The organism is Micromonospora sp. NPDC005257, assembly GCF_042872445.1.
GTDB lineage: Bacteria > Actinomycetota > Actinomycetes > Mycobacteriales > Micromonosporaceae > Micromonospora.
The window spans coordinates 32610-48806 of sequence record NZ_JBIAKL010000006.1; the positions used below are offsets into that span (position 1 = coordinate 32610).

At 75.1% G+C, this 16197-nt stretch carries 14 protein-coding genes; 7 read left to right on the forward strand and 7 right to left on the reverse strand.

Annotated elements, in window-relative coordinates:
- Window positions 1–58 precede the first annotated feature (58 nt).
- Complete coding sequence (locus ACFYO8_RS14505) at window positions 59–4780, reverse strand: WG repeat-containing protein (protein ID WP_387257260.1); 4722 nt, start codon at window positions 4778–4780, stop codon at window positions 59–61.
- Window positions 4781–4941: 161 nt separating this feature from the next.
- Here ACFYO8_RS14505 and ACFYO8_RS14510 point away from each other — a divergent pair, with 161 nt between their 5' ends.
- Genes ACFYO8_RS14510 through ACFYO8_RS14520 form a run of 3 tightly spaced genes read left to right on the forward strand, consistent with a single transcriptional unit; the run spans window position 4942 to window position 7614 of the window.
- Window positions 4942–5793: an ABC-2 family transporter protein gene (locus ACFYO8_RS14510; RefSeq protein WP_354869894.1), complete on the forward strand. Its 852-nt coding sequence runs from the start codon at window positions 4942–4944 to the stop codon at window positions 5791–5793.
- Between the two features lie 46 nt (window positions 5794–5839).
- On the forward strand, window positions 5840–6640 hold the full coding sequence (locus ACFYO8_RS14515; protein WP_354869897.1) for an ABC-2 family transporter protein: 801 nt from the start codon (window positions 5840–5842) through the stop codon (window positions 6638–6640).
- Window positions 6637–7614 carry an ATP-binding cassette domain-containing protein gene (locus ACFYO8_RS14520; protein WP_354869899.1) on the forward strand — a complete coding sequence of 326 codons (978 nt, stop codon included), beginning with the start codon at window positions 6637–6639 and terminating at the stop codon, window positions 7612–7614. Before ACFYO8_RS14515 ends, ACFYO8_RS14520 begins: the two co-directional genes overlap by 4 nt.
- Here the strand turns inward: ACFYO8_RS14520 and ACFYO8_RS14525 are convergent.
- From ACFYO8_RS14525 to nadA, 4 genes are all read right to left on the reverse strand, one after another.
- Window positions 7598–7732, reverse strand: coding sequence for a hypothetical protein (locus ACFYO8_RS14525; RefSeq protein ID WP_387257262.1), 135 nt, complete (start codon window positions 7730–7732; stop codon window positions 7598–7600). The genes ACFYO8_RS14520 and ACFYO8_RS14525 overlap by 17 nt on opposite strands.
- Before the next feature lie 222 nt (window positions 7733–7954).
- Window positions 7955–8560 carry a DUF3043 domain-containing protein gene (locus ACFYO8_RS14530; protein ID WP_354869910.1) on the reverse strand — a complete coding sequence of 202 codons (606 nt, stop codon included), beginning with the start codon at window positions 8558–8560 and terminating at the stop codon, window positions 7955–7957.
- Window positions 8561–8638: 78 nt separating this feature from the next.
- The gene (murA, locus tag ACFYO8_RS14535) at window positions 8639–9994 is read right to left on the reverse strand and encodes a UDP-N-acetylglucosamine 1-carboxyvinyltransferase (protein ID WP_354869911.1); all 1356 of its coding nucleotides are present in this window, start codon (window positions 9992–9994) and stop codon (window positions 8639–8641) included.
- A gap of 214 nt (window positions 9995–10208) precedes the next feature.
- A complete protein-coding gene (gene nadA / locus ACFYO8_RS14540) occupies window positions 10209–11384 on the reverse strand; it encodes a quinolinate synthase NadA (protein WP_354869913.1) in 1176 nt (391 codons plus the stop codon).
- A gap of 43 nt (window positions 11385–11427) precedes the next feature.
- On the opposite strand from nadA, the gene ACFYO8_RS14545 reads away from it, so the two are divergent.
- From ACFYO8_RS14545 to ACFYO8_RS14560, 4 genes are all read left to right on the forward strand, one after another.
- Window positions 11428–12588 (forward strand): glycerate kinase, encoded by a 1161-nt coding sequence (locus tag ACFYO8_RS14545; RefSeq protein ID WP_354869916.1) that lies wholly within the window; start codon window positions 11428–11430, stop codon window positions 12586–12588.
- 139 nt (window positions 12589–12727) lie between these two features.
- Complete coding sequence (gene erpA, locus ACFYO8_RS14550) at window positions 12728–13096, forward strand: iron-sulfur cluster insertion protein ErpA (protein ID WP_269704820.1); 369 nt, start codon at window positions 12728–12730, stop codon at window positions 13094–13096.
- A gap of 176 nt (window positions 13097–13272) precedes the next feature.
- Window positions 13273–14247, forward strand: a complete 975-nt coding sequence (locus tag ACFYO8_RS14555) for a carbohydrate kinase family protein (protein WP_354869918.1) — start codon at window positions 13273–13275, stop codon at window positions 14245–14247.
- Entirely contained in the window at window positions 14244–14789 is a 546-nt protein-coding gene (locus ACFYO8_RS14560) for an ATP-binding protein (RefSeq protein ID WP_354869921.1), read from the forward strand. The genes ACFYO8_RS14555 and ACFYO8_RS14560 overlap by 4 nt, the downstream gene beginning before the upstream one ends.
- On the opposite strand, the gene ACFYO8_RS14565 is transcribed toward ACFYO8_RS14560, so the two are convergent.
- Window positions 14786–15010 (reverse strand): sulfurtransferase TusA family protein, encoded by a 225-nt coding sequence (locus ACFYO8_RS14565; RefSeq protein ID WP_354869923.1) that lies wholly within the window; start codon window positions 15008–15010, stop codon window positions 14786–14788. The genes ACFYO8_RS14560 and ACFYO8_RS14565 overlap by 4 nt on opposite strands.
- The gene (locus tag ACFYO8_RS14570) at window positions 15007–16158 is read right to left on the reverse strand and encodes an aminotransferase class V-fold PLP-dependent enzyme (RefSeq protein ID WP_354869926.1); all 1152 of its coding nucleotides are present in this window, start codon (window positions 16156–16158) and stop codon (window positions 15007–15009) included. Before ACFYO8_RS14570 ends, ACFYO8_RS14565 begins: the two co-directional genes overlap by 4 nt.
- Window positions 16159–16197 lie beyond the last annotated feature (39 nt).

Consider the following 16197-nt stretch of genomic DNA (forward strand, 5'->3'; position numbering starts at 1 on the left):
CCTAGACCCGCCCGGTCCCGGACGCCGTCCGGCGCTCCCCGGCGGCGTGAGGCACAGGTCAGAGCACCGGGCTGGCATCGGCCAGCAGCCTGTCGATCTCCTCGATCACGGCCGCGCGGCCCGGGTGCACCGGGTCGATGAGCGGTTCGCCGCGCCGGTCCAGCGCCCCCCACCGGCCCGACTCGATGGTGAACAGGAACGCCACCGGGTGTACCACGACCGTCGGGTACGCGGGCGCTACCACCACCCGGCCGGTCCGGTCCACCACGCCCCGGCGGCCGGCCAGCTCGACCACCGCCAGTCCGTCGGCGGTGAACCCGTCGGCCACCCGCCCGTCCACCGGCGGCATGCCGATCCGGTGGTAGCGGGTCGGCACCACCACCTCGCCGGCGAGGTTCACCGCGCCCCAGCCGCCGTTCTGCCGTACCGCCGCCAGGCCGTTGCGGAACGGCCGGGCCTCCTCGTACCCGGGCGGGATCTTCACGATGTTCATCCGGTCGACGGCCATCCACCGGCTCTTGCCGTCCATCGACACCCAGGACAGCCCGTCGGAGAAGGGCAGCACCGACCGGTAGCCGTTGTTCGCCTCGATCAGCGCCGCGCCGGACGTGTCGATCAGCGCCCAGCGGGACGCCTCCGGTCGCCGTACCCAGGCCACTCCCTCGTGGAACGGCTGCGCCTCGGCGTACCGGTGCGCGACGACCATCTCGCCGTCGGCGTCCGCGTACCCCCAGAGCTGCTGTTCCTCGTCGAACGTCGCCACCGGCGGCCGCGGCGTGCCGAGCACCTCCTCGGGCCGGCGCGGCGCGGGCCCGAAGCCGTCGGCGGCGGCCCGTTCGGCGACCGCCGCGAGCGCGATCTCGACCCGGCCGTTCAACTGCGCGTCCTCGCCGTGACGCAGGTCCAGTGCCCGCTCGAAGTGCAGGCACGCCTCGGTCAGCCGGCCCTGGTCGTAGCAGCACCGCCCGGCGTGTTCGTGCAGCAGCGCGCGCAGCCGGTCCGGCAGCTCCGGCGAGTTCGCCTCCGCGAACAGCCGGTCCGCCTCCGCGTGGTCACCCCGCCACCGCAGCGCCTCGGCGAGCCGCGCGCGGGCCATCGCGGTCCGCCGGAACTCGCCCGTGGCCTCGGCGTACGTGACGGCCAGCCGCGCGTCGTCCAGCGCGTCGTCCAGGTCACCCAGCACGCGGGACGCCACCGCGCGCAGGCTGAGCAGCCGGGCCCGGCTGCGGTTGTCGAGCGCCGTGTCCAGCTTGCCCGTCAGCCCGTCCCGGATGACCCGCAACCGCGCCGGATCGGGCGCCTCCTCGCGCAGCGTCCGCGGGTCCAGCCGCCAGGCGACAGCGGCGAGGGCCTGCTCCGGGTCCGCCGGGGGTGGCGTCGCCGGCTCGGGGGTACGCGGAGACGGCGCGTCGTCGGTCCGACCGGCCGGCTCCGGTCGTGCTGCCCGCTCGCGGCCGTGCTCCGGTTCGGCGCCGGGCTCGTCGGTCGCCGTCTCGGCGGGCGTGACCGGGGTGTCCTGCGGCGTGCCGGCGGGTTCGGCCGTATCGGCGGGCTCGTCGCCGGGTGCGGGCTCGGTGGGGGCGACACCGGTGTGGCCGACGCCGGCAGGTCCCGTGGCGTCGTCGGCTTCGGCATGGGCGGTAGCGCCGGTCGTGGTGCGGCTGGGCGCGGGCTCGTCGTCGGCCACCTGCCGGGCCGGCGTCACGTCGGCGTGGCCGGCGTCGACCGGATCCGCAGTGCCGCCGGGCCTGTCGCCCGTTGCGGGGCCGGTGCGCGTGACATCGGCACGACCGGTGTCGGCCGATCCCGGCGTGCCGCCTGCCGATACGCGGTCGGCGTTCCCGGGGTCGGCGTTCCCGAGAACCGTGGGCGCGCCGCCTGGCGTGGCCTGCTCGTCGCCGGTGGGGCGGGCCGGCGTGCTCGGGTGCCCGGCCGCGGGGGCAGGCGTCGCCGCGGCGTCTGCCGTAGGCGCGTCGGACGTCGTCGTCGAGGCCCCCATCGCCTGCGGCTGGTCCTCAGCGGGCGAGCGCGTACCCGAAGGCGCCGCACCGGCGGGCGGCGCCACCACGTCGTCGCCGGGCCGCCGCGCGGCGGGCGCGGCATCGCCGGTCGCCGGCTCGGCCCCGTCCGTCGAAGATCTTGGTAGGAAAGGGCCCCCAGGAGGGCCGGAACCTTCCAAGATCTCTGGCGGTTCCGCGTTCTGCGAGGGCGGGGGTGCGGGCTGGCTCGGGCGGAACCACGCCTCGGGGCCGGAGGCCGTGACCGGAGAGGTCTTGTCCGCAGGTCCGTGCTCCGCCCGCTCCGACGGCTCGACAGGGCGGCCGGTGGTCGCCCCGGTTTCACGCCGTGTCGTGCCCGCCGTCGTTGCGGCGTCCACGACGCCCTCCGGACGGTTGGCCTCGATGGCCGGTGTGGGCAGGGCGGCTACTTCGGACTGCCGACGATCGGCATCCGTGCCCGGCGCGACCACGCCGGGCACCGCGGCCTCGGGCCGGCTGGTCGCGTCCGCCTCGGCGTTGGGCTGCTCGGTCGCGTCCGCCTCGGCGGCGGGCCGGGGCACGATCGGGACCGGTGGGGCGACCGGGCGCTCCACCGAGCCCGGGGGCGTGGGCATCGCCCGCTCGGCGGAAGGCGGGCCGTGACGATCGCCGGTCCGGTCCTGCGGTGATGCCGGTCGGGTCGCGCCTTCGGCCCGGTCCTGCGGCGGCGTCGGCCGGGTCGCGTCCTCGGTCCGGTCTGCCGATTCGGTGCCGCCGGCACCCCGTCCGCCGGGAGCGGACGCGCCGGAGGCGGGCGGGTCGGAAGCAGGCGCCTCGAAGGCGGGCGGGCTGGAAGCGGGCACGTCGGCACGCGGCGGCATGGGTGTGACCACGCCGGGAGCCGGGGCGGTCGCGACAGGCGCGCCGGCCCCCGGCGCGGGAGATGGGGATGGTGGGGCGTCGCCGACCGGGGCCGGCGGGTGAGCGGCCGGCCGTACCGGCCACTGCGCCGGCGGCGCGGACCTGGGCGAATCCGGCGGTGCCGACCCGCGTACGTCCGGCGGTGCCGGACCCCGGTCGGGTGATCCCGGCCGGTGCCCGTCGGGGCGTGCCGGCCACTGCTGGGCGCGGGCCTCGGGGCGGACGGTGACGTCTGGCTGCGGCCGACCGGGTTCGGGGCGGGACGGGGCGGTGGGCGGCCGGGTGGCGGAGGGCTGGGAGCGCGGCTCGTCGCGGGAACCGGCGAGGTCGAGCTGGTCGCCCGGATCGGCCGGCCGGGTGTCCCGCGAGCCGGGACGGCCGGAACCGCCCTGCTCCGGGTGGCGTACGTCGGCGCGGGCGGCTTCGGACGGCGGCATCGGGTACCGCGGCGCCGCGGGCCGGTCCGTGGACGGGTGCCGGCGGTCGTCCGGCTGCCGCGGATCCGGCTCCGGGCGGGAACGTGGCTCGACGATCGGCCACTCGCCCTGGTGCGGGCGGGGCCGGTCGACCGGCTGGCGCTGACCCTGCCACCGCTGGTCGGCGGCGGGACGCGACGTGCCGTAGCGATCGGGCGGCTCGGTCTGGGACCGCCCGTTCTCCGGCGCGCGACGCCGGGTCTCGGGGTGCGCGGCGGCCTCCCGGCCCGGCGCGTGACCGTCCACTGGCGTACGGCCGTCCACTGGCATACGGCCGTCCACTGGCGTACGGCCGTCCACTGGCGTACGGCCGTCCACCGGCTCGCGCCGGTCCCCCGGAGGGCGGCGGTCCGGCTCCTGCCAGCCGTCACGGTGCGGCTCGCGCCGGCCGTCACGGGCCGGTCCGACCCATCCGGCCGCGCCCCGCACCGGCGGAGTCACAGCGCCGTCGCGCCGGTCGACGGGGCGCCCGGTGCCGTGGTCACGCCGTCCGTCCGACGGGGGTTCCCGCCGGTCGTCCGGGAAGACGCCACGGCGTCCGTCGGACGGAGACTCGCGACGCCCGGTGGGGGAGTGGTCGGGCCGCGCGTCGGGCGCGGCGCCCCACCGCTGTCCCGAAGCGGCCGGACGGCCCTCGGCCGGGTGCGGGCGATCGGCCCGGCGGTCGGCGGCGTGCGGGAACTCGTTCGGCTCCGGCATCCAGCCGGGCTGAGACGGCCGGCGCGGCGCGGCGTCGGGGCGCGTCCAGCGTTGGTCGAGACGCTCGGGCGGCACCGGCGGCCCGGGGCGGCGCCGGTCCTCCGGCCATGGCCGCCCGCCGTCCGCGGCGGGTCCGTCCGGGTGTCCACGCCGGTCGTCCGGTGCGGCACCGGCGGGGCGCGGCCCGCCGCGACCCACGGGTCCGGCCGGGTACGCCCCGCGTGAAGCCGGCGGACCGCTCGACTCGGCCCCGCGCGGACCGGCCGGACTGGTCGGGTACGTGCCGTGCGCGCCAGCGGGACTGACCGGATCGACCCGGCGCGACCCGGCCGGGCTCACCGGATGCGTGCCGTGCGGACCCGCCGGGCTCACCGGGTACGTGCCGTGCGGGCCCGCCGGGCTGACCTGGTGCGTGCCGTGTGGGCCCGCCGGGCTCACCGGGTACGGGCGGTGTGGGCCGGCCGGGCTGACGGGATACGAGTCGTGCGGCCCAGCCGGGCTGACGGGGTACGCGTCATGGGGAGCGGCCGGGTTGACCGGGCGTACCTCGGCCCGGCCGACCACGGCGCGACGGGGCGGAGTCAGGTTCTCGATGCCGATGTCACCCGGGTAGCGCTGTCCGGGGAACTGCGGCTGCCACTCGTGGGTGGGCTCGGCGGCCCAGGCCGGTTCGGCCGGCTCGCGCCAGCCACCCCAGCCGCTCATCGGCAACCCCTCCCGCCGCTCGCGCGGGACGGCCCCGGGGCCGGCTCGCGTCGCTCGCTCACGGCGGTGTCACCTCATTGGAAATTCTCGCGCTGGGGCCCGGACGTACCGGTAGAGTCGCCCGGTCCAGCACGTCGTGGCTGCGGAAGGAGGGTAACGGCGTGGGCTCGGTCACCGCCACTGTCGCACCACCTACCGGCGCACACGTTACCCCATGGTTTCGGACATTCGGCGCGATCGCGGCGGCCGGGTTCCGGCGGCACGCCACCTACCGGCAGGCCGCCGTGGCGGGGTTGTGCACAAACACCGTGTTCGGCTTTCTGCGTTGCTACATCTTCCTCGCGGCGGCAGGCGCGGCGGGCACCGTGGCCGGCTACGACCGGGCGCAGCTCGCCACGTTCGTCTGGGCCGGCCAGGGGCTGCTGGCGGTCATCGCCGTCTGGGGCTGGACCGATCTGGCCGACCGGATCCGTACCGGCGAGGTGGCCGCCGACCTGCTGCGGCCGGTGCACCCGGTGACCAGCTACCTCGCCGCCGACCTGGGCCGGGCCGGGTTCGCGTCGCTGGCCCGGCTGGTGCCGCCGCTGGTGATCGGCCCGTTCTTCTTCGCCGTGTACGTGCCCCGGCACTGGGCCACCGCGCCGCTGTTCCTGCTCTCCGCGCTGCTCGCGGTGGTGGTCTGCTTCGGCTGCCGCTACCTGGTCAACGCCGCCGCGTACTGGTTGCAGGACGTGCGGGGCCCGATGATCCTGTGGACGCTCGGCTCCGGCGTGCTGGCCGGGCTCTACTTCCCGCTCGGCTTCCTGCCGGGTCCGCTGGAGACGATCCTGCGGTACGCCACGCCGTTCCCCAGCATCCTCCAGGTGCCGCTGGACGTGCTGGTCGAGCGCGAGCCGATGGCCACCGGTCTCACCCTGGTCGCGGTGCAGGCCGGCTGGGCGGTGCTGCTGCTGGCGCTGTGCCGGCTGGTCCAGCGCCGCGCCGAGCGCCGTCTGGTGGTCCAGGGTGGCTGAGCGCGGTAGCGCGTCCGGGGTGGCTGAGCGCGGCAGCGCGTCCAGGGTGGCTGAGCTGAAGGCGTACCGGGCGCTGCTCGGGGCGCAGGCGCGGTCGCAGGCGGCGTACCGCACCTCGTTCGTGGTGGACCTGGTCGGCAACGTGGGCGCCACCGTGTTCGACGTGGTCACCGTCCTGGTGCTCTTCGGCGTGACGCGGGAGCTGGGCGGCTTCACGCTGCGCGAGACGCTCGTCGTGGTCGGCCTGTCGTCGTGCGGCTTCGCCACCGCCGACCTGCTGGTCGGCAACATCGAACGGCTTCCCCGGTACGTGCGCACCGGCCTCTTCGACGCCGTGCTGGTCCGCCCGCTCGGTGCGCTGCCGCAACTGCTGCTGATGGACCTGCCGTTGCGCAAGCTGTCCCGGGCCGTGTTCGGGCTGGCCGTGCTGATTTTTGCGCTCGCCTCGGCCGGCATCGACTGGACGCCGGGACGGATCGCGCTGGCGGTGGTCGCCCCGCTGGCCGCCGTGGTCTTCTTCGGCTCGGTCTTCGTGCTGACCGCCACCGTGTCGTTCTACTGGGTCGACTCCGGCGAGCTGGCCAACGCGGTCACCTACGGCGGGCGCGACTTCACCTCGTACCCGGTCACCGTGTACGGCGGCTGGTTCCGCGCGCTGTTCGCGTACGGGATGGGGTTCGCCTTCGTCAGTTACCATCCGGCGCTGGCGCTGCTGGGCCGCGCCGACCCGCTCGGCCTGCCGCCCTGGGCGGGCTGGGCCGCGCCGGGCGTCGCGGTGGTCGCCGCGGCGCTGGCCGCCCTGGCGTGGCGCGTCGGGGTCCGTCACTACCGGAGTACGGGGTCATGAGCGTCATCGAGATGGACGGTCTGCGCAAGGAGTTCACGATCCGGGTGAAGGCCGGGCCGCTGCGGCGCGAGAAGCGGACGGTGACCGCCGTCGACGGGGTCGACCTGCGGGTGGAGCGCGGCGAGATGCTCGGCTACATCGGCCCGAACGGCGCCGGGAAGTCGACCACGCTGAAGATGCTGACCGGCGTGCTGACGCCCTCGGCGGGCCGGGCGCGGGTGTGCGGGCTGCGCCCGGTGGCTGACCGGACGCGGCTGGCGCTGCGCATCGGGGTGGTGTTCGGGCAGCGCTCGCAGCTCTGGTGGGACCTGCCGCTGCGGGACTCGTTCGACCTGCTGCGGCACGTCTACCGGGTGCCGGCCGGCGCGCACGCGGCCCGGCTGGCCCGCTGCCGGGAGCTGCTCGACCTGGACGGGTTCCTGGACACCCCGGTCCGGCAGCTCTCGCTGGGCCAGCGGATGCGCGGCGAGCTGACCGCGGCGCTGCTGCACGGCCCGGAGGTGCTGTTCCTGGACGAGCCGACGATCGGCCTGGATGTGGTGAGCAAGCAGGCCGTGCGCGGCTTCCTGGCCGAGCTGGGCCGGGCCGGCGACACCACGCTGGTGCTCACCACGCACGACCTGGCCGACATCGAGCGGCTGTGCCGGCGGCTCGTGGTGATCGACCACGGGCGGGTGGTGCACGACGGGTCGATCGCGGAGCTGCACCGCCGGTACGGCTCGCGCCGCATGGTGGTCGCCGAGCTGGACGCGGCGCTGCCCGAGCCGCCGGTGCTGCCCGGCGCGCCGGTGCAGCGGGTGGAGGCGGACGGGCGGCGGCTGGTCTTCGCGCTGGAACGGGCGAGCGTCGCCGAGGTGGTGGCCGGGCTGGCCGGCCTGACCACGTTGCGGGACATCTCGATCGTGGAGCCCGACATCGAGGAGGTGGTGACGCGCCTCTACCGCGCGCCGTCCGCGGTCACGGGTGCTCCATGACGAGCACGGCGAAGGTGCCGGGGGCCAGCGCCTCGTACTGGTGCGGGATGTCACCGGGGAAGGTGGCGTAGTCGCCGGGTGCCAGCTCGACCGGGTCGGTCTCGGGGCCGACGCTCACCGAGGCCGGCGGCTTCGCCGGCTGTGCCCGGCCCGCCGGAGTGCTCGTCGGCCTGCTGCTCGCCTGGCGCCGGGCCCCGTTCGTGCTGGTCGTGGTCGCGGCGGCGGCAACCGCCGCGGTGCTGCGCCTGCTCGGGGTGGCCTGACGACGACGCCGGCCCGGCCGCACACGGAACGGCCCCTCACCGCCGGGGCGGGAAGGGGCCGATCGGGTCGAGCGAGGTCAGACCTTGTCGCCGATGTTCACCCGGGGCGCGGGCGCGCGCATCCGGCGGAACGTGATCGACCGCATGATCGCGTAGAAGTAGAGCGAGCCGAGTTTCTCGGTGCTCTTGGGGAAGCGCTCGCGGACCAGCCGCTTGATCTTCCGGGAGATCAGCACCGAGTCGATCAGCACGCCGAGGGCCAGCGCGCCCCAGAGCACGTTCGACAGCACCCGCACGATCGGCGGCATGGCCTGGTTGGAGCCGAACAGCACGATCAGCGCGCCGCCGAAGAACCAGGTGCCGATCGTACGCCGGGAGTCGACCACGTTGCGGGCCAGCAGCCGCTCCGGGCCCCGGTCACGCGGGCCGCCCTCACGGCGGAACTCGGCGGCGGCCTCGGCGCGGGCGGCACGGCGCTGCGCGCGGGCCTCCTCCTTGGTCAGCGGCTTGGCCGGCGCGGTCGGCCGGCGACCGGCGACCGGGCGCTTCGGCGTGACCTGCCCGAGTTCCTTCTTGCTTGGCGTGTAGCCCCGGGGGCGGGCGGCGGACTCCTCGTCGGTCGTCACAGCGGTGACGGACTCCTCGACGAGGTCGGCGGACTTGCGGCGAAACAGCGACGGCACGCGGCAAGGGTAGCCAACGGGCCGCGCCCGGTGCACATCACGGTGCACCGGGCGCGGACGAGCGAAGGCGGAGGGCGGTCAGGGGCGCTCGACGTGCGCGCCGAGGTCGGCCAGTTTGGCCTCGAAGTCCTCGTAGCCGCGGTTGATCAGGTCCACGCCGTACACCCGGGAGGTGCCCTCGGCGGCCAGCGCCGCGATCAGGTGGCTGAACCCGGCCCGCAGGTCCGGGATGACCAGGTCGGCCGCGTGCAGCTTGCTCGGCCCGGCGATCACCGCGGAGTGCTTGAAGTTGCGCCGGCCGAAGCGGCACGGGGTGCCGCCGAGGCAGTCCCGGTAGACCTGGATGTTGGCGCCCATCGTGTTCAGCGCCTCGGTGTAGCCGAGCCGCTGCTCGTAGACCGTCTCGTGGACGATCGACAGGCCGCGGGCCTGGGTGAGCGCGACCACCAGCGGCTGCTGCCAGTCGGTCATGAACCCGGGGTGCACGTCGGTCTCCAGCGCCACCGCGTTCAGCTCGCCGCCCGGGTGCCAGAACCGGATGCCGCCCTCCTGGCCCGGGCCGCCGCCGCGCGGCGGGCGCAGGTCGGTGACCTCGTACTCGCCGCCGACCGACCGGAAGATGTTCAGGAAGGTCATCATGTCGGCCTGCTGGGCGCCCAGCACCTCGACGTGACCGCGGGTGGCCAGCGCCGCCGCCGCCCAGCTCGCCGCCTCGATCCGGTCCGGGATCGGCCGGTGGGTGTAGCCGTGCAGCTTCTTGACGCCCTGGATCTCGATCACCCGGTCGGTGTGCACCTTGATGATCGCGCCCATCTTCTGCAGCACGCAGATGAGGTCGACGATCTCCGGCTCGACCGCCGCGTTGCGCAGCTCGGTGACGCCCTCGGCCATCACCGCGGTGAGCAGCACCTGCTCGGTGGCGCCCACGCTCGGGTACGGCAGCGAGAACTTCGTGCCGTGCAGCCCGTTGGGCGCGGACAGGTGCAGGCCCTCCGGCGTCTTCTCGACAGTGGCGCCGAACTCGCGCAGCGCCCGGAGGTGGAAGTCGATCGGACGCGGGCCGATGTGGCAGCCGCCCAGGTCGGGGATGAAGGCGTGGCCGAGCCGGTGCAGCAGCGGGCCGCAGAACAGGATCGGGATCCGGCTGGACCCGGCGTGCACGTTGATCTGGTCGGTGCTGGCGCTCTCGACGTTGGAGGGGTCGAAGACGAGCTCGCCCTCCTCGTCGCCGTCGCTGACCTTGACGCCGTGCAGGCCGAGCAGACCGCGGACCACCTCGACGTCACGGATGCGCGGCACGTCGAACAGCCGGCTGGGTGTGTCGCCCAGCAGGGCGGCCACCATCGCCTTGGACACCAGGTTCTTCGCGCCGCGCACGCGGATCCGCCCTTCGAGCGGAGTACCTCCGTGTACGACCAGGACGTCGTCGGTCAACGCAACCTCCAGCGCGTTGGGTGCTGCCGTGTCTAGTGGTGGGTGCACGAAGTTCATCGCTACCCGGAACGCGGCCATGGGAAAACGGGCCGCGTGTGTCGTCGCCCCGGCAGCATAGCCCTCCGTGACGGAAATGGAATCGGTCACATCGCCAGGGAGGGCACGAACCGGGGTGTCCGGTGCGTTTCCGTGCCAGCTGCGTAACCGAGGGTGATCAAGCTCCCGGGAGTGCGAGCATCTGGTCCAGCGCCGACCGAGCGTGCCGGGCGGTCTCCGGATCGACGGTGATCTGGTTCACCACCCGACCGGCGACCAGCTCCTCCAGCGCCCAGACCAGATGCGGCAGGTCGATCCGGTTCATCGTCGAGCAGTAGCAGACCGCCCGGTCGAGGAACATGATCTGCTTGTCCGGGTGGGCCAGCGCGAGCCGGCGGACCAGGTTCAGCTCCGTGCCCACCGCCCACGCCGAGCCGGCCGGGGCCGCGTCGATGGTCCGGATGATGAACTCGGTCGAGCCGACCAGGTCGGCGGCGTTCACCACCTCGTGCCGGCACTCCGGGTGCACCAGCACGTTCACGCCCGGAACCCGCTCGCGTACGTCGTCGACGCTGTCGAGCGTGAACCGGCCGTGCACCGAGCAGTGGCCGCGCCACAGGATCATCTTCGCGTCGCGCAGCTGCTCCGGGGTCAGCCCGCCGCCCGGCTTGTGCGGGTCGTAGAGCACGCAGTCGTCGAGCGAGAAGCCCATCTCCAGCACCGCGGTGTTGCGGCCCAGGTGCTGGTCGGGCAGGAACAGCACCTTGCGGCCCTGCTCGAAGGCCCAGTCCAGGGCCCGCTTGGCGTTCGACGAGGTGCAGACCACGCCGCCGTTACGGCCGACGAAGCCCTTGATGTCGGCCGAGGAGTTCATGTACGTCACCGGGACGGTGTCCGCCGCGATGCCCAGGTCGGTGAGCGTGTCCCACGCGGTCTCGACCTGCGAAAGCACCGCCATGTCGGCCATCGAGCAGCCGGCCGCGAGGTCGGGCAGGATCACCTTCTGCGCGTCCGAGGTGAGGATGTCCGCGCTCTCGGCCATGAAGTGCACGCCGCAGAAGACGATGTACTCCGCGTCCGGGCGGGCCGCCGCCTCCCGGGCCAGCTTGAACGAGTCACCCGTCACGTCGGCGAACTGGATCACCTCGTCGCGCTGGTAGTGGTGGCCCAGGACGAACACCTTCGTGCCGAGCGCGGCCTTCGCGGCGGCGGCGCGGGCCACCAGGCCGCTGTCGCTCGGTGCGGGGAGATCACCCGGACACTCCACGCCACGCTCGGTGGCGCTGTCGCTGCCGCGGCCGAGGAGCAGCAGCGCCGTGGCGGTGTTGGACGGCTCAACCCAGGTCGAAGTCACGCCCCCATGGTCCCACAGCGCGCCCGCGCCGCAGCCGCGTCGGATGTGGCCTGCCACACTGCTGCGCATGCGCGTGCTGCTCTGCCCGGACAAGTTCGCCGGCACGCTGCCGGCCCCCGACGTGGCCGCCGCGGTGGCCGAGGGCTGGCGGGACGTCGCCCCCGGCGACGAACTGCTGGTCCGGCCGCTCGCCGACGGCGGGCCCGGGTTCGTCGACGTGCTCGCCGGAGCGCTCGGCGGGCGCCGGCTGCCGGTGCCCACCGTCGACCCGCTGGGCCGCCCGGCCGCCGGTGAGATCCTGCTCACCGACGACGGCACGGCATACCTGGAGAGCGCGCAGGCGTGCGGACTGCACCTGCTCGCCGCCGCCGAACGCGACCCGAAGGCCACCACCTCGTACGGGCTGGGACTGCTCGTCGCCGCCGCGGTCGAGGCGGGCGCGCGCACGGTGGTGGCAGGGCTGGGCGGCTCGGCCACCAACGACGGCGGCGCCGGGATGCTCGTACCGCTGGGTGTCACGCCGCTGGACGGCGCGGGCCGGGCCCTGCCGTACGGCGGCGCGGCGCTGACCGAGGTGGCCGCGCTCGACGGCGAGCCCCGGCTGCGCGGCGCCACGCTCGTCGCCGCCACCGACGTGGACAACCCGCTGCTCGGGCTGCACGGCGCGAGCAGCGTCTTCGGCCCCCAGAAGGGCGCCGACCGGGGTGACGTGCTGCTGCTGGACGCCGCGCTGGCCCGCTGGGCGCAGGTGCTCACCGAGCGGCTGCCGGACTGCCCGTCCGGGCTGGGCGCGCTGCCCGGCGGCGGCGCGGCCGGCGGTCTCGGCGCGGCGGTGCTGGCGCTGGGCGGCCGGTGCGAGTCCGGCATCGGGCTGGTCACCCGCGCGGTGAAGCTGGACGCCGCGCTCGACGCCGCCGACCTGGTGATCACCGGCGAGGGCTCGTTCGACCACCAGTCGCTGCGCGGCAAGGTGGTCGCCGGTGTGGCCGGGGCCGCCCGGGACCGGGGCGTGCCCTGCGTGGTGCTGGCGGGACGGGTGAGCACCGGGCGGCGGGAGGCCGCCGCGGCCGGGGTGACCGAGGCGCACAGCCTGGTCGAGCACTTCGGTGGCGAGGAACACGGGGGAGTGGACGCGGCGATGACCCGCCCGGCCGAAGGGCTGCGCGCGCTCGGCGCCCGGCTGGCCCGGCAATGGAGCCGCTGACCGGTTCCGCTGCTCACGCCGCCGGGTGGTGACGCCGGGAGCGGCGTACGATCGAAAGACGGACCACACCGGGAATCACTGGCGGACGTGCGGCGTTGGCCAGGACGTCCGGACCCATACCGCGCAGGGAGACTTCCACGTGACCACGCCAGCGCAGACCGAGTCGACCGAGGCCAAGGCCCCCAGCACCGTCGTCCTCACCGACGTCGCGGCGCAGAAGGTCAAGGCCCTGATCGAGCAGGAGGGCCGCGACGACCTGCGGCTCCGGGTCGCGGTGCAGCCGGGTGGCTGCTCCGGCCTGCGGTACCAGCTGTTCTTCGACGAGCGCTCGCTCGACGGTGACGTCGTCACCGACTACGACGGTGTCGAGGTCGTCGTCGACCGGATGAGCGCTCCCTACCTGACCGGCGCCACCATCGACTTCGCCGACCGGATCGACGCCCAGGGCTTCACCATCGACAACCCGAACGCGGGCAACTCCTGCGCCTGTGGCGACTCCTTCAGCTGAGTCGACCGACCGAAAGCGGCGGGCCGCCCCCGAACGGGGCGGCCCGCCGCTTCGTCGTATCTCCTGCGCGGGACCTTCGGATGTGCGCTGATCGGCCGGTTGGTGACTGACCGCCGTTCGTCCGGTCCGGAGGCCGGTAGGCTGACCGCGCCGTGCTCCCGACCCCGAGGGTTGACATGAAGATCGCCGTGACCGGCTCGATCGCGACCGACCACCTGATGAGCTTCCCCGGCCGGTTCGCCGACCAACTCATCGCCGACCAGCTCGACAAGGTCTCGCTGTCCTTCCTCGTCGACGAGCTGGTGCTCCGGCGCGGCGGCACCGCGGCGAACATCGCCTTCGGGATGGCCCAGCTCGGGCTGCGGCCGGTGCTGCTCGGCGCGGTCGGCGCCGACTTCGCCGACTACCGCTCCTGGCTGGAGCGGCACGGCGTCGACTGCGACTCGGTGCACGTCAGTGAGGTCGCGCACACGGCACGCTTCGTCTGCACCACCGACACCGACATGTGCCAGATCGCCTCGTTCTACGCCGGGGCGATGAGCGAGGCCCGCAACATCGAGCTGGCCCCGGTGGCGCAGCGCCTCGGTGGCCTGGACCTGGTGCTGGTCAGCGCCAACGACCCGGCCGCGATGATCCGGCACTCCGGCGAGTGCCGGGATCGCGGCTACTCCTTCGTCGCCGACCCGTCGCAGCAGCTCGCCCGGATGGACGGCGCGGACGTGCTCGGCCTGGTCGAGGGCGCCGACTACCTGATGACCAACGAGTACGAGAAGTCGCTGCTGCAGAGCAAGGCCGGCCTGACCGACGAGCAGCTGCTCGACCGGGTCAAGGTGCGGGTCACCACGCTCGGCAAGCAGGGTGTGGAGATCGCCGGCCGGGAGATCGGCACGCTCCGGGTGCCGATCGCGCGGGAGATCCAGGCGGTCGACCCGACCGGTGTCGGCGACGGCTTCCGGGCCGGCTTCTTCGCCGCGCTCGACTGGGGCGTCGGCCTGGAGCGGGCGGCCCAGGTCGGCTGCCTGCTCGCCGCGCTCGTGCTGGAGAACTTCGGCGGTCAGGAGTACGAGGTCCGCCGGGACCTGTTCGTGAAGCGACTCGCCGAGTCGTACGGGGACGCGGCCGCCGAGGACGTCCGGCCGCACCTGCTGTGACCGGCCCCGCCGGCGGGCTGGACCCGAACGCGGCCCGCCCCGGCTCCGGCCAGCCGGTGCTCGTCGCGTTCGCCGGGCTGCCGGGGGTGGGAAAGAGCACCCTGGCCGCCCGCGTCGGCGCCGCGCTGCGCGCCCCGGTCCTGCCCGTCGACCCGGTCGAGCGCGCCCTGCACCGCTATGGCCTCACCGGCGACGTGCCCGGGATGGCCGCCTACGGCGCTGTCGCCGGGCTGGCCGAGGTGCAGCTCGGCCTGGGGCTCAGCGTGGTCGTCGACGCGGTGAACCCGGTCGCCAGCGCCCGGGGCCTCTGGCACGACGTGGCCGAACGGGCCGGGGTGCCGCTGCGGGTGATCGAGGTGCACTGCGGCGACGAGGCGGAGCACCGCCGCCGCGTCGAGGCCCGCCCGCCCGAGGAGAACGTCACCTGGGAACAGACGCTGCGCCGCCGGGCCGAGTACGAGCCGCTGATCGGCCCGCGCCTGGTGGTCGACACCGCGGTGGAGGGCGACCCGCTGCCGGGCATCCTCGCCTACCTGCGCTAGCCGCTCACCCGGACGTCGTAGGCGGGCCCCGGGCGCGCGTCCAGGAACTCGTGGCCGCGCATCCGGCACCACGCCGGGATGTCCACCGCCGCCGCCGGGTCGTCGGCGAGCACCCGCACCACCGCGCCGGCCGGCAGACCGGGCACCAGCCGGGCGAGATTGATCACCGGCAGCGGGCAGCGCTGCCCCCGGCAGTCCAGCACCTCGTCCGGCTCGCTCACAGGTCGGTCACCCCCGCCTCCGCACGCAGCCGCGCGACGATCCCGGGCAGCTCGGCCAGGAACCGCTCCACGTCCGCCTCGGTGGTCTCCCGGTGCAGCGACACCCGTACGTTGCCGTGCGACAGCACTCCCATCGCCTCCAGCACGTGTGACGGGCGCACCGTCGAGGACGTGCAGGACGACCCGGAGGACACCGCGAAGCCGCGCCGGTCCAGCGCGTGCAGCAGCGCCTCGCCGTCGACGTACAGGCAGGAGAACGTCACCAGGTGCGGCAGCCGGTCCACCGGGTCGCCGACCACCTCCACGTCCGGCACCTCGGCCGCCACCCGCGCCCGGATCCGGTCCACCAGCGGACCCAGCCGGGCCGCCTCGGCCGCCGCGTCGGCCGCCGCCGCGCGCAGGCTCGCCGCCGCCGCGACCACCGCCGGCAGGTTCACCACCCCGGGGGTACGCCCCGACTCCCGCTCGTCGGCCGGGTACGGCGACTCCCAGCGGGTGCCCTTGCGCACCGCCAGCAGCCCGACGCCGGGCGGCCCGCCCCACTTGTGCGCGCTGGCGGTCAGCACCGACCAGCCCGGCGGCAGCGGCGCCCGGCCGGCGAGCTGCGCCGCGTCCACGTACAGCGGCACGCCCGCCTCCGCGCACAGCTCCGCCGCGGCGGGCACCGGCTGCACGGTGCCCACCTCGTGACTGGCCCCGATCAGTGCGGCCAGGGCCACGCCGGGCGCGGCCACCGCCGCCGCCCAGGCGTCCAGGTCCAGCCGGCCCGACCGGTCCACGGGTACGGACACCGCCGCGCCGCCACCGGCCGTGTGCCGCTGCGCGGCGTGCAGCACCGCCGAGTGCTCGATCGCCGAGTGCACGAGCGTCGCGCCGGCCCGCCGTCTCCCCGTGAGGCCACCGAGCACGGCGGCGTGTGCTGCCGCCGTACCGCTGGGGGTGAAGGACAGCTCGTCGGCGCGGACGCCGAGGATCTGCGCGGCGGCCCCGCGGGCGGCGTCGAGGAGCTGGCGGGCGCGGCGGGCCGCCGAGTAGAGCCGGGCCGGGTCGGCCCAGCCGTCGTCCAGGGCGGCCAGCATCGCCTGCCGCGCGACCGGATGCAGCGGGGCCGCGGTGGCGGCGTCCAGGTAGACCGGGGAGGCGCTCATGAGGTTCCACGCTATCGCCCGGTTACGCCCAAGATCCCC